At 75.0% G+C, this 13,350-nt stretch carries 10 protein-coding genes; 5 read left to right on the top strand and 5 right to left on the bottom strand.

Features of this window, described 5'->3' with window-relative positions; all coding sequences use genetic code 11:
• Positions 1-6 precede the first annotated feature (6 nt).
• On the bottom strand, positions 7-969 hold the full coding sequence (locus tag ABT238_RS32695; protein ID WP_350802302.1) for a D-2-hydroxyacid dehydrogenase family protein: 963 nt from the start codon (positions 967-969) through the stop codon (positions 7-9).
• 121 nt (positions 970-1,090) lie between these two features.
• On the opposite strand from ABT238_RS32695, the gene ABT238_RS32690 reads away from it, so the two are divergent.
• Positions 1,091-1,714 (top strand): dihydrofolate reductase family protein, encoded by a 624-nt coding sequence (locus ABT238_RS32690; RefSeq protein WP_350572080.1) that lies wholly within the window; start codon positions 1,091-1,093, stop codon positions 1,712-1,714.
• Positions 1,715-1,765: 51 nt separating this feature from the next.
• Here the strand turns inward: ABT238_RS32690 and ABT238_RS32685 are convergent, their stop codons facing one another.
• From ABT238_RS32685 to ABT238_RS32675, 3 genes are all read right to left on the bottom strand, one after another.
• Positions 1,766-6,439: a caspase family protein gene (locus tag ABT238_RS32685; protein ID WP_350802301.1), complete on the bottom strand. Its 4,674-nt coding sequence runs from the start codon at positions 6,437-6,439 to the stop codon at positions 1,766-1,768.
• 20 nt (positions 6,440-6,459) lie between these two features.
• Positions 6,460-6,789, bottom strand: a complete 330-nt coding sequence (locus ABT238_RS32680; RefSeq protein ID WP_350572082.1) for a Pepco domain-containing protein — start codon at positions 6,787-6,789, stop codon at positions 6,460-6,462.
• 590 nt (positions 6,790-7,379) lie between these two features.
• Complete coding sequence (locus tag ABT238_RS32675; RefSeq protein WP_350802300.1) at positions 7,380-8,948, bottom strand: glycerophosphodiester phosphodiesterase; 1,569 nt, start codon at positions 8,946-8,948, stop codon at positions 7,380-7,382.
• Positions 8,949-9,058: 110 nt separating this feature from the next.
• On the opposite strand from ABT238_RS32675, the gene ABT238_RS32670 reads away from it, so the two are divergent.
• The 3 genes from ABT238_RS32670 (at position 9,059) to ABT238_RS32660 (ending at position 11,632) form a co-directional block, all read left to right on the top strand.
• Positions 9,059-9,673, top strand: a complete 615-nt coding sequence (locus ABT238_RS32670) for a TetR/AcrR family transcriptional regulator (RefSeq protein ID WP_350802299.1) — start codon at positions 9,059-9,061, stop codon at positions 9,671-9,673.
• Positions 9,674-9,842: 169 nt separating this feature from the next.
• Positions 9,843-10,916, top strand: coding sequence for an SDR family oxidoreductase (locus ABT238_RS32665; RefSeq protein WP_350572577.1), 1,074 nt, complete (start codon positions 9,843-9,845; stop codon positions 10,914-10,916).
• A 155-nt stretch (positions 10,917-11,071) separates the two neighbouring features.
• A complete protein-coding gene (locus ABT238_RS32660; protein ID WP_350566676.1) occupies positions 11,072-11,632 on the top strand; it encodes a GNAT family N-acetyltransferase in 561 nt (186 codons plus the stop codon).
• A gap of 6 nt (positions 11,633-11,638) precedes the next feature.
• Here the strand turns inward: ABT238_RS32660 and ABT238_RS32655 are convergent, their stop codons facing one another.
• Positions 11,639-12,055, bottom strand: a complete 417-nt coding sequence (locus ABT238_RS32655; protein ID WP_350802298.1) for a hypothetical protein — start codon at positions 12,053-12,055, stop codon at positions 11,639-11,641.
• 1,022 nt (positions 12,056-13,077) lie between these two features.
• Here ABT238_RS32655 and ABT238_RS32650 point away from each other — a divergent pair.
• Positions 13,078-13,215, top strand: a complete 138-nt coding sequence (locus ABT238_RS32650) for a hypothetical protein (protein WP_350566673.1) — start codon at positions 13,078-13,080, stop codon at positions 13,213-13,215.
• Positions 13,216-13,350: the final 135 nt, after the last annotated feature.

Genomic DNA, 13,350 nt, shown 5'->3' with positions numbered 1-13,350 from the left:
AGGCCGTCAGCCGCCGAGGACCCGGACGGGCGCGCCGGCCAGGAACGCCGCGATGTCCTCCACCGCCTCGCCGTAGTAGCGGCGGTAGTTGTCCCGCGACACGTACCCCAGGTGCGGGGTGGCCAGCAGCCGGGGCGCCGTGCGCACCGGGTGGCCGGCCGGCAGCGGCTCCTGGTCGAACACGTCCACCGCCGCCCCCGCGATCCGGCCCCCGGCGAGCGCGGCCAGCAGCGCGTCCTGGTCGACGATCGCCGCCCGCGAGGTGTTGACCAGGTACGCCTCCGGCTTCATCAGCGCCAGCTCCGGCGCGCCCAGCAGTCCCCGGGTGCGCTCGCCGAGCGCCAGGTGCACGGAGACGAAGTCGCTGTCGCGCAGCAGCTCCTCCTTGGACCCGGCGCGGCGCACCCCCGCCTCCGCCGCCCGCTCGTCGGTGAGGTTCCTGCTCCAGGCCACCACGTCCATCTCGAACGCGAGCCCCACCCGGGCCACCCGGGCACCGATCTTCCCGAGGCCCAGCAGCCCGAGCCGGCGCCCCGCCAGGTCGGCGCCCACCGTGCTCTGCCACGGCCCGCCGGTGCGCAGCGCCGTGCTCTCCTCGACCAGCCCGCGGGCCAGCCCGAGCAGCAGCGCCCAGGTCAGCTCCACGGGCGGGGTCGACGAACTGGCCGTCCCGCAGACCGTCACCCCGTGCGCGCGGGCCGCCACGTGGTCGATCACCGAGTTGCGCATGCCCGAGGCGACCAGCAGCCGCAGCCGGGGCAGCCGGGCGAACACCGGGGCGGGGAAGGCGATCCGCTCCCGCAGCGTGACGACGATGTCGAAGTCCGCCACCGCCGCGACGAGCTCGTCCTCCGAGGCGGGGTGCTCGCGGAACGCCACGACCTCCACCCGGTCGGCCACCGGCGACCAGTCCGCGATGGTGGTGGCGACACCCTGGAAGTCGTCGAGCACTGCGCAGCGAAGTCTCATGCCCCGCACTCTTCCAGACCCGCTCGCGCGCCGTCCCACCGGCGTGGCGCCGCGGCGCCGCGGGCGGCGGTCTGGGATCTTGGGTCCCGGTGGGGGCGACATCCGAGCGGGGAGACCCTTCATGGCCAAGCTCGTCCTGACCACCTTCCTGACCCTCGACGGCGTGATGCAGGCCCCCGGCGGGCCGGACGAGGACCGCGAGGACGGCTTCGCCCACGGCGGCTGGCTGTTCCCGTTCGCCGACGAGGAGTTCGGCGCCCTCATGAACGGCGTGATCGGCCGCGCCGGCGCCTTCCTGCTGGGCCGCCGGACGTACGACATCTTCGCGGGCTACTGGCCGAAGGTGACCGACCCCGCCGACCCGATCGCCGCGCCGCTCAACGCGCTGCCCAAGTACATCGCCTCGACCACCCTGCGCGACCCCGGCTGGCACAACACCACCGTGCTGACCGGCGCGGGACCCGGCGGCCTGCCCGGCGAGGTGGCCGCGCTCAAGGAGCGGCTGGGCGACACCGAGATCCAGATCCACGGCAGCGGCGCGCTCGCCCGGGCCCTGATGCCGCGCGGGGTCATCGACGAGTACCACCTCGTCACCGCCCCGGTCCGGCTCGGCACCGGCCACCGCCTCTTCCCCGAGGCGGGCCCGCCCACCGCCTTCCGCCTCGTCGACACCCGCACCACGCCGTCCGGCGTCACCGCCCACACCTACCGGCCGGCGGGGCCGGCGAGCTTCGGCACGTTCTAGCCTCGGTCCGGCGGGGCGGGGTCCTCCTCCCCGGGCGGTTCGGCGCCCGGCTCACCGGCCGCCGGAGCGACGGCGGCGGGCCAGCCGGGAGAAGAAGCCCTCCGGCTGTGCGGGGCCCGGCGATGCCGCGGCCGGGGGTGCCGGCCGCGCCCGGTCGGGCGGCGCGGCGGGCGGCTCCCCGGCGGGCGGCCGCGGTGCGGGGTGCGGCGACGGTGCGGGGTGCGGCGAGGTCGGCATCAGTGCGGCGTGCAGCCGCGCGTTCCGCTCGACCTCCGCCCTCGTGAACTCCGTCATCGCCTCCCGGTCCTCGTCTTCGAGCGAGCGGTAGGCGGCCAGCGCGTCGTCCCGTAGCCCGGCACGCTCCAGGTGCTTGAGGAACCGGTCGATCTCGCGCGGCTCCCGGCCCCGGAGGTAGCCCGCCGTCCAGCGCCTGCGGACCTGCGGCATCACCCCGGCCCCGGCCAGGCCCACCACCAGCTCCGCCGCCACCTCGCCGCCGGGTTCCCGGGCCGCGATCGCGTCCATCATCCGCCCCGCACTCCGCGGGTGCCCCGCGCGCAGCAGCCCGGCGAGGAGTTCGGCCGCCGTGCCGTGCGCCAGCGCTGCCTCGGTGAGCAGCGGCGTCAGCGCGTGCCCGGCCCGCTCCGGCGGCTGCGTCATCAGCTCGACGGCCCTGGCCACCGGCTCGCCGGAGACCAGCTCGTCGAGCAGCCGGCGCGCCTCCTCCGAGCGCTGCAACCGGGTCAACGACCGCAGGACCTCCAGGAGTTCGTCCACCGGCCGGGCCGCGGCCAGCACCTTGCGCAAGCCGGTCCGCAGCGCCTCCTTCAGCTCCTCGGTCTTCTGCGCCGAATCCGACGGCGGAGCGCCCCAGGCCGGTGGCAGTGGCGGCGCCGGACTGTCCGCCAGCTCGACCAGGATGCCGGCGGCCTCCTGTGGCGGGCGGTGCACGACCGCCGCCAGCAGGGCGGCCCGCTCGGTCGCGGCCTCGGCGACGAGCACGGGCACCGGCAGGTCCGCGCCGGCCTCCGCCAGGAGCGCCGGCCGGTCGGATGGCGTGAGCGGCGGGAGAAGCCGGTACCAGCCGCTCGCCTCGACACGCGGCGGGGCGAGGGCCAGCAACGCCGTCGCGTACCCGTACAGGCCCTGTTCGTGCAGGCTCACCCAGAGCGCCGGGGCGTCGCGGTGCCACGCCAGCCGGCGGAGGAGCGGGAACGCGAGCTCTTCGGCCCCGCGCCACCGCAACTCGCGCAGGCCGTCCGTGATCCGGCCGGAGTCGGCGTCGAGGAGGAAACCGCTCAGCTCCTCCAACAGCGCCCGCACCGCCGGATCGTGCTGACCGACGGGCGCCCCGCCGGGTGAACCGGTCACCCAGGGCGCGGCCTGGAGCACCATGTCGGCCACGGCTCGCTGCCCCCCGGCGAGCAGGGCGATCAGCAGCGACCGGCACCGCCGCCGGGAGGCGGACGTCGCGAACAGCCCGGCGAACACGAGGTTGCGCGGCGTCGCGCGCCGAAGCCACCACAGGACCGCGGCGACCTCCCCCACCGGTCGGCCCGCCGCCGCCCGCCAGACCTGCGTGTAGAGCCCGCCACGCGTCTCGCTCTCCGGGAACGCCGTCATCAGCTCGGCCATGACCGCCGGCGAGGAGGCCGCCCGGTCGAGGAGCAGCCGGGCCTCACGGGCTCCGCCGCTGCGGTGGAGTTCCTCCAACAGGTCCCGCAACTCCTCGCCCCGGAGGGACGGGTCGCCCCCGAGCGCGCCGAGCACGTACCGGGTGCCCGACTCGTCCCCGGTCGCCCGGGCCGCGTGGAGCAGCCGGGGCGCGTTGGCCCGCAGAGCGCGGACGAGCCCCTCGCCGGGCTGGTGACCGGGGCTCACGGCACCCAGGTGTCCGAGCAGCGCGCCGCTCTCCTCGACCGACCGGTTCCGGAGGTACCCGGCGACCAGATCCGTGATCTCGACGAGATCCCGACCGCCCGGGCCCCGGGCCCCGTCGAGGGCGACCAGCAGGAGCGCCACCTCCACGGGCGAGCGCCGGTCGACCGCCAGGGCGAGGATGCCGACGCTCAGCCCGGTCAGTCGCCGACCCCGTCCCGGGATCCAGAGCAGTGCCCCGGCCAGGGCGACCAGCTCCGCGACGGGCCGGCGCATGACCACCTCGTCCAGGAAGCGCCGTTCGAGATCCCGGTTCGGGGAGTGCCCCAGGGCTTCGACGAGGGAAGCGAGCCCCTCCGCGCTCCGCCCATCGGCGGCCGAGGTGAGCAGCTCGGCGGCCCGCCGGTGCTGCCCCCGTTCCTCCAGCCACTCCGCGGCCCGCGCCGGCCGGGCCGGGTCCGGGCACCTGGCGAGAGCCTCGAGCAACGAATCCACCGCGACCGACCGATTCCGCGCCAGGAGTGCGCCGAGGACCTCGCCGAGTGTCGCGTCGTCGTGCTCCGCGACGACGGCCAACGCCACCGGCACGCCGAGCAGCGGCCCGAGACCCTCGTGGCCCGGCATCGCCAGCAGATCGGCCAGCTGCTCCGGGCCCCGGGGCGCCGCGACGATCTGCCGCAGGAACGCGAACCGGACCGGGCCCGGCGTCGCCGCCGCCACGGCCAGCAGGTCCGTGGGCGGCCTGCGGTGGACCAGCGCCTCCCGGACCTCGACGGCGAGCGCGCTGTGGCGGCCGTCCCGGTCGAGGGCCTCGCACAACGCCGCCGCCTCGTGCGGAGGATACCGGTCCGCCAGCACCGGCACGACGGCATCGAGCAGGCCGCCGGCGCTCCCCTCGCCGCCGAGGGGGCCTGCTCCGACGTGCGTGAGGAACTCGGCCACCAGGGCCGCCGGTTCCTCACACACCGCCACGAGGGCGGGGAGGAACAGCCCCGCCGTCCTCCGGCCGCGGAGCAGCGCGACGAGGGCCGCGGCCGGGCGGGGGCGCAGCGGCCTGACCGCCCGGACCACGACGGCCCTGGCATCCTCCTCGGCGCCCTCGGCCACCATGTGCTCCAGCGCCCTGCGCACCGCCGGCGGTTCGAGTCGGGCGCCCTCCTCGTGCACCAGGCCGACGTGGCGCCGGAGTCCGGCCGCGCGCAGCGCTTCCGGCAGCAGGTACCAGTCCGGCCGCTGCGCGACGGCGGCCCGGAGCACGAAGGCGGCGTCCTCCTCGAAGCCCTCCCGCGCTCCCCCGGTCGCCAGCCATTCGACGATCCCGGCCGCCTCGCCCGCCGCCAGCGCCGTCAGCGCCGCGGCGTGCCGGCCGGCCTGACCGGCCCGGGACAGCACCTCGAAGAGCCGGTCCACCTCCGCGTAACCGCGCGCGCCGAACGCCCTCAGCACCAGCTTGTCGGCCTCCGCCACCAGGCCCTCGCCGTCCAGTGCGGTCAGCAGCGGCGGCAGGTCCTCCGGCGGGCGCGGTTCCGCGAGCAACTGCGCCACCGTGAGGGCGAGTCCGGCCCGGTGCAGGCGGAGCACGGAGGTGACCAGGGCCTGCGCCGGCAGTCCGGCCAGCGCGCGGACGAGCGCCGTCCGCAGCAGCTCGTCCGTGTCGGGCGGCAGGCCGGCGGCGGTGAGGGCGAGCAGCAGCTCGTCCGCCGGGCGTTCGACGGCCGCCGCGCCCATCAACCGGTCCGCGACCTCGGTGTGTCCCGTGCGGCAGAGCGCGACGGCCAGCTCCATCAGCGGGCCGACGGGGCGCCGGACGGCCGCCGCAGCCCACATCGCGGCGGACGCCCCGGGGGCCATGTCCAGTTGGGAGCTCAGCTGGAGCAGCTCGGCCGTGCTCCCGACGGCGGCGAACTCCGCCAGGAGGCCGGTGCCGCCGCCGGTCACCGCCTGGTGGACGGCGGCGGCCAGCAGGACCCGGGTGTCCTGGGGGTCCGTCGGCGCGACGACGGACATCGGTTGCAGCACGGGCTCCCGCCCGTTCCCGTCGGCGGCGGGGGTGGTGACGGGGGTGACGGGGGCGGGGGTAGCGGTGACCCGGGCCGGGCCGGCGACCACGAACTGCGCGTGGTCGGCGTCGGTGAGCACCCGGATGCTCTGCGGACCGCCCTTCTTCCGGTGCTTCTCGTGGAGGTCCTCGATCCGGCTCTGGGTGTGCACCCTCAGCTGTTCCAGGGTGAGCGGCCCTTCGTGCGAGAGCAGCGTCTCCAGGACCGCGCGCGAGAAGAGGCTGAACGAGCCGTCGTCCGGTCTCCGCCCCGGCGGCCCGCCGGCGACGAACAGCGCGAACCCGCCGGGCGAGCAGGCGTAGACGTGGGCGACCTTCCGGCCGGCCACGGCGAGAGCCTTCCTGGCTCCCCAGCCCACGGTGCCGCCCATGGAGTCCTGCCGGACGCCCTCCCGGCAGGCGTCGATCAGGAACAGCACCTGGGCGGCGGGGGTGTTCTCGATCTCGCTGCGCCAGTCGAGGGCGACGCAGCCGGACCAGAACGGCTCCACCCCGGGGTGCGCGTCCTCGGGGACCAGGTAGTCCTGCCCCTCGGCGGACAGCCCGTGCCCGCTCAGGCAGATCAGCAGCGTCTCGCCGCGCCGGGCGTTCCGCAGGAACTGGCCGACCTCGCCGTTCACGAAGTTCGCGCCCACCTGGCCGTGCGCCCGGGGAAGGGCGACCCGAAAGCCCCGGGCCCGCAGGGCCTCGCCCAGCCGTTGCAGGTCCCGGGCGACGAAGGGCAGCGGGGTGAGACCCGCGAGCGTGTAGTCGCCGGCCCCGATCAGCAGCGCGGCGAACCCAGCCATCGAGCCCGGCCCGTCGGGCGTCAGTGGCCGAAGACGAAGGTGATCCCGCGGGTGCCCTGCACCTGGGAACTGCCGATCAGCTGCACGCCGCCGGAGGCGGAGACCTGGAAGCTCAACTGCACCTCCTTGAGCGGCATCGGGCCGCCGCGCTCCGCGATCCGCTCGAACAGCGCCTGCAGCGCGTCGACGGTCTCCGTGAGATTCGTGCGCAGCGCGCCGAGCGGCACCCGGCGCAGCACGGCCTCGCGGTCGCGGCCGAAGAGGCCCATGGTGTCGCCGTCGTTCGTCTCGTCCTCGGTGACCCAGAACTCCAGGGAGTCCAGCTCGGTGCTCTCCGGTTCGTCCGCCATGCTTCCCCCACCCACGGTGATCAGTGTTCCAGGCCCACCCCGGTGCGCCGCAGGGCGAGAATAGCCTTCCGGGCCGGCCGGTTGAAGTCGATCTCCCGAATCGGGAGGTCGAATTGACGTGTCGTCAGTCTTTGGTCGGTCCGTCGTCGGTCCGCCGTCGGTCTGTCATCGTTCCGTCGTCGGTCCGCGGGGTGTCGGGGCCGGCCGAGGCGGTGACCCCGGTCGGTGCTCTCGACCCAGTGCCGGCCGAGCTTCCTGCGCAGGCAGGCGAGGTGGACGGCGAGTCCGCGCTCGGAGAGCCGGAGGCGCCCCCAGCCCCGGAGGCCGAGGTCCTGGGCGTCGCGGAACTCCTCGCCCTGTTCGACGAGGGCGAGCGCAGGCGGCACTCCCGGTACGTAGGGCGACGGTGCGGCCGTCGGCCACGGCCTGCCGGACGTGGTAGTCGACCAGGAGTCGGGCGTGCGGCCGGTCGGCGGTCCGCACCGCTCGGTGCGGGCCGCCGACCGTCTGCGCGACCTCGCCCGAAGCCCCGTGGACCGGCAGGTCGGAGCGCAGGTGCGCCTGCCCGCGCCCGGCCTCCGCACCAGGCTTCAGGGGCGGGCGGCGAGCCAGCCGGCCAGCTCGGCGGGGCGGTTGGTGATGATCCCGTCGACTCCGGCGGCGTCCAGGGCCTTCCAGCGGGCGGGGGCGTCGACCGTCCAGACGTTGACGGCGACTCCGGCCGCGTGCAGGGCCGCGATCACGCCGGGGCGGGCCGCGAGGGCGCCGTCGGCGGGGTTGTAGGCGGACAGGCCGAGGCCGCGGGCGACCGCCACCGGGTCGGCGTCGAGCTCGCCGCGCAGCAGGGCGAGCGGCAGGTCCGGGGCCAGCTCGCGGGTGTGGCGCAGGGCGTCGACCTCGAAGCTCTGGACCAGGACCCGACCGGTCATGCCGTGGTCGCGGATCTCCTTGACTATGCGGGCGACCTCGTCGCGGGTGTGCGGGCCCTTGATCTCCAGCAGCAGGCTGCCGCCGCGGGTGCGAAGGTCGTCGAGCTGGGCGGCGAGGCTCGGCACGCGCGCGCCGGCCGCGGCGGGGGCGAACCAGGCGCCGGCGTCGAGGCCGTCCAGCTGAGCGGCCGTCAAGTCGCGGACGCGGCCGGAACCGTTGGTGGTGCGGTTCACCGTGTCGTCGTGCACCACGTACGGCACGCCGTCCCGGCTGGGCTGGACGTCGTTCTCGATCCAGTCGGCGCCGGCCCGGCGGGCGACCTCGTCGGAGAGGAGGGTGTTCTCGGGCGCGGCGGAGGAGGCGCCGCGGTGGGCGAACACGGTGAGCGGCGCGCCCGGCTGGCGGACGAAGGCGCCCGGGGCGAGCGCGGTCACCCTGAGGTCGTCGAAGGAGACCTGCGAGCCGTTGACCAGCAGGGCCTGTCCGCCGTCGGCGCTCCGGGCGACCTGGGTGGTGCGCGTCACCTCCCGGCCGTCGAGCAGCCAGCGGGCGGTGGTGCCGTGCACCTCGACGGCGACGCGGACGTCGCGGCCGGTGCCGGCGGCGGAGGGGCCAGTGGCGGTGTTGGTGACGTTCCAGGTGTCGGCGGGGGTGCGCTGGGCGAACTCCAGGCCGTTGGCGGCGGTGGTGCCCGAGCGCATGGTGGCGATCGACCACGGGGTGGCGCCGCTCGCCGGGACGTCCAGGCCGAGGGCCGTCCAGCGGGCGCTGTCGACGACGGTCTCGAAGCGGGCGGTCACCTCGATGCGGAAGTCGGTGAGGTGGCGGCCGAAGGTGATGCGGGTCTGCTGGTTCCAGTCGGTGGAGGCGCCGACGAGGCGGCCGTTCTCGACCTTCCAGGTGCCCTCGACGGCGGTCCAACCGGCGGGGAGACCGGGGCCGTTGAAGGCCTCGTCGACGACGACCTCGCCGGGCGCGGGGGCTGCTGCGGCTGCGGTTGTGGCTGCGGCGGGGGTGGGGGTGGGGGCGGCGGCAGGTGCGGAGGCGGCGTGCGGGGTGGCCAGCGCGATGGTGGTGACGCCCAGCGCGGACGCGAGCAGGGCGGCGAGCAGGCCGGTACGACCGGGGCGACGGGCTGAGCGACGACCGGGGCGACGACCGGAGTCGTCGTGCTGTGCGGCAGGGCCGCCGTGCTGCGGGCCGGGGGTCGACGGGTGACTCGTTGTCATGCGCGGAACGGTAGGCGATCAAGCCCTCGGCCCGAAACCAGCAGCCCGTCAACCATGCCCGCTCGAAAGCCTGTCGACAGGAATATGCAGACCGGTCTACTGTTTTCCGCATGGGAGTCAAAGGCGAGGAGACCCGCGCCCGGCTGATCGCCGGTACCCGGAGCCTGATCGAAGCACACGGCTACTTCGGCACCGGCCTCAACCAGGTCGTGGCGGAGAGCGGCGCGCCCCGCGGGTCGCTGTACTTCCACTTCCCCGAGGGCAAGGACCAGTTGGTCGCGGCCGCGCTCACCCAGGCCGGCCAGGAGGTCGAGGACCTGCTCGCCTCGCTCGCCCGCGAGGGCGCCGACACGGCGAGCGTGCTCACCGCCCTCGCCCAGGCCTTCGCCGACCGCCTCACGCAGTCCGGCTTCACCAAGGGCTGCCCGATCGCGACCGTCGCCCTGGAGGTCGCGGGCGGCAACGAGGGTCTGCGCCAGGTCTGCACGGAGGTGTACGCGGGCTGGCAGCGGGTGCTCGCGCAGCGCCTGACGGCCGAGGGCTTCGCACCCGCCGAGGCGGACGTCGCCGCCGGACAGGCGCTCGCCCTGCTGGAGGGCGCGGTCCTGCTCGCGCAGGTGCGCCGCTCCGTGGAACCGCTGCTCGACGCCGCCCACGCCGTGCGCCACCTGATCACCGCGGACGTCGCGGCGAAGGCGAACCGGGCACCGCAGCCCACCCGCTGAGCTCGGGGCGAGCGGGCGCCGGCCGGTCCGGCGCCCGCTCGCCCGTCTGTCCGCCCAAAAAATATGCAGACCGGTCTACTGATTTCCCTGTCGACCGGCCCGCCACCACTCCGCTCCACCCTTCCGCGCCAAAAAAATATGCAGACCGGTCTACAGAATCGGAGCCTCCATGAGTACGAGCACCGCACCCCATCCGCCGACCACCCTGGTCCTGGGCGCCACCGGCTTCCTCGGACGCTGGCTGGTCCTCGAACTCCTCGGCCGCGGCGAACCGACCGCCGCCGCCGTCCGCCCCGGCACCGGCCGCGACCGCGAACTCCGCCGCTGGCTGCGCGCCCACGGCGCCGACGACCGCCCGCTCACCACCGTCGCCGCCGACCTCACCCGCCCCGGACTCGGGCTCGCCCCCGGGGACGACGCCCGCCTCGCCGAGGTCCGCGACGTCCACAACCTCGCCGCCCGCTTCGCCTTCGGTCTCGACCGCGCCACGGCGCACGCCGCCAACGTCGACGGCGCGCTCACCGCCCTGCACTGGGCCGCCGCCCGGCCGCGGCTGCGCAGGCTGGTCCACGTCTCCGGGTACCGCGTCGGCCGGGACCCCGCACCCCGCCACCCGCTCCCGCCCGCCGAGACCTCCGCCCTCTACGCCCGGCTCGGCGCGTACGAGGCCTCCAAGCACCTCGGCGACGCCGCAGTCCGGGTGACCGCCGGCCGGCTCGGCGTCCCGCTCACGACGGTCAACCCGAGCAGCGTCATCGGCCACTCGGTCACCGGCGAGTCCGGCCAGTACCTGGGCCTGGCCGAACTGGTCCGCCAACTCTGGTCCGGCCGCCTGCCGTTGCTGCCCGGCACGGCCCGCACCTTCGTCCCGGTGGTCGCGATCGACCATCTGGCCCGGTTCCTGGCGGCCGTCCCGGACCACGACACCGGACCGGCCCACGCCCACACCGTCCTCGACCCGGACACCCCGCCCCTTCCCCGCCTCATCGCCCTGCTCGCCGACCACCTGGGCGTGCGCGCACCCCGGGGGCGAGTACCCGTCGGCCTCGTCCGCCGGCTGCCGCGCGCCCTCACCGGCGCCGACCCGGAGACCCTCACCTTCCTCTCCGAGGACCGCTACGACACCACCTCCGCCGACCGCCTGGCCCAGGCCGCCGGCCTCCACCACCCGCCCGTGGCCGACCTGCTGCGCCGGTGGGCCACCCGCCTGGTCGAGGACGACTTCGGCGCAACCGCCCGCTAGCGTCCGATACCCGGGTCCGCCGTCGTGGCCGGCCTCCGCACCGACCACGACGGCGACCGTCAACCGTTCGCCGCCGCACCGGCCTTCGAGCGCTCCCGGCGACGGCTCGGCCAATCGTGTTGCCGACGGCGGGACCCACCCGCGATGCTCCTGGCATGGACCTTCCACAGCAGGTGATCGAACTGGACGACCTGACGCTGCGCCGCTTCAACGGCGAGGCGGACCTTCCGGAGTTCTTCCGGGTCATCGAGGAGTCACTGGATCACCTGCGCCCGTGGATGGCCTGGGTCACCGAGCACAGCCTGGCCAGGACCGCCGAGTTCCTCGCTCGCCGCCCGGAACTCTGGGCCGGCGGCGAGGCGTTCAGCTACGCGATCGTGGCCGACGGGGCGATCGTCGGTCTCTGCATGCTGTCCCGCCCCCCGGGGACCTCGGACAACGGCCGCGAGATCGGCTACTGGCTGCACCCCGCCGCCACCGGCCGGGGCCTGGCCACCCGGGCCACCCGCGCCCTGGTCGAACAGGCCTTCCGCCTCCCCGGCGTCGACTACGTCGAGATCGTCCACGACCCGGCCAACCTCCCAAGCGCCGCCATCCCGGCCCGCCTCGGATTCACCGAACACCGCCGCCGCCCCGCCGAACACCCCGCCCCGGCCGGAACCGGCGTGGACCAGATCTGGCGGCTCACCCGCACCCAGGGAACCCCCTCGGATTGACGGGACTCACTCCCCCTCGTAGTACCGGTCGTAGCCGGCCGAACGTTCCTCCACCGAGAACCCCTCGAACGCGCCCTCCGATTCGAGCTCGCGAAGGCGGTCGAGCACCGCCGGCGCAGTCGGGGAAGGATGAGCCGAGAGGTGGGCCTTCGTCGCCTCGATTCCACGACCGAGAAGCAGCTCGATGTCGATCGAGCACGCCGCGTCGAAGCTGGACTCCTTCGCGCTCCAGACGAGGAGGGCGTCGTCGAGGTCACCACTGTTGAACAGCTGGACGCAACAGAGCTTCATCAGCTCGGTGTCGCCTTCGCCTTGAGCACGCCGCTCACGTTCCGCGTGCTCCCTGAGCAGCCCGCGGATCTCGTCGAGCTGCCCGCGAGCGGGGCGCAGCCCGAAGCGGCGCAGGCTCTCCTCGTCATCCATCGGTGGCCTCCCTTGATCGTCCAGCACCCGCCGCGACCAATCCTCCCCCAACGCCCCCTGCGCCAGCAGACCGTCTCGCGTCACCGCAGAACACCCCACCGACCACACACGAAGAGCGGCCACCCACCCACCCCGCCCCGCCCCACCGAACGCTGAACCGCTCGCACCGCGCAGGAAGTCGGCCACTCCGACTTCCTGCGCGCCGGATACCGCCCCTCACCCCAGCCGGCCCTCGATAGACTCCTCCAGCATCCACCATGAAGCACCCCAAAGGCCCGATATGCCCGAATCCCAACAAGTTGCAGAATCCCGCCCCACCGCCCGATAAACCCGCAGCTCACGAACTCTGCTCCCCGCGCGTGCGGGGATGGTCCCTGCTCGATGTGGGTGGCGGCGTTGTCCCGCAGCTGCTCCCCGCGCGTGCGGGGATGGTCCCTCGGCGGGCCCTTCCGGGACGCCGCGGTCGAGCTGCTCCCCGCGCGTGCGGGGATGGTCCTGTCCGTCCTGGCGGGCCTCCTGGGCCGCCACGCCCAGAGCGTCCTCGTCCAAGTCCTCGGATGCCGCCTCTCGCCGCGCGGCCACCAGCCGCTGATGGCCGACCAGCACGCGCTGCAGGTCGGCGTCGACCGACTCCCGGGCCCAAGGAAGCGGGGACCACGACGGCGAAGGCCCGACCAACGACGCCCGGCGCCAACCCGGTGCCGCTGCGCCGTGGGCGGGGAGAGGAGGTGCTGCTCACCCCTGCTCCAACGCCGCCGCGCCCACGTTCGTCACCCCGGCCTCCGAACCGGCAGCGCGGCGCCGTCACACAGCCGTGGCAACCCGTTCTCCGACGGCCCCGCCACGGCTCGCGGCGGCGCCCAGAGTCGCCGGCGGCCCACCCGAAGCCGGCCACGCTTTCCGCCGCCTCTCAAGAGCGACTCCATCCCGCACCCCGTCCCGCCGCCCGCCAAGTGACCGGACAGCGTGCAGGCTCCCACAGACCATAGACACCAGTCGTCACATACCGTCAGCATGACTGCGTGATCGCGTTGATTACCGCCATTGCCGGAGTGCTCAGCAGCCTGACGGCACTTTGGATCAGCCTTGCCGATCGCCGTCGCACGGTCGCAAAGGAGAAGCGGGACGGCCGCCGAGGCGGCCAGGCGTGCTGCGGCTGAGGAAGCGGCCGAACAGCAGAACCTGCGGGCAATCGCGGCGCGCGAGGAGATGGCCCAGGCCGCACCCGTCAACGCGAGAGTCATCAGGCGGCTCGCAGGGGCGAACCCGGCCGCCGCCCCGGATGCCTGGCTGGT

It is taken from the genome of Kitasatospora sp. NPDC001527, from assembly GCF_040298605.1.
Classification (GTDB): Bacteria; Actinomycetota; Actinomycetes; order Streptomycetales; family Streptomycetaceae; genus Kitasatospora.
This window is presented reverse-complemented; position numbering and strand designations above follow the sequence as displayed.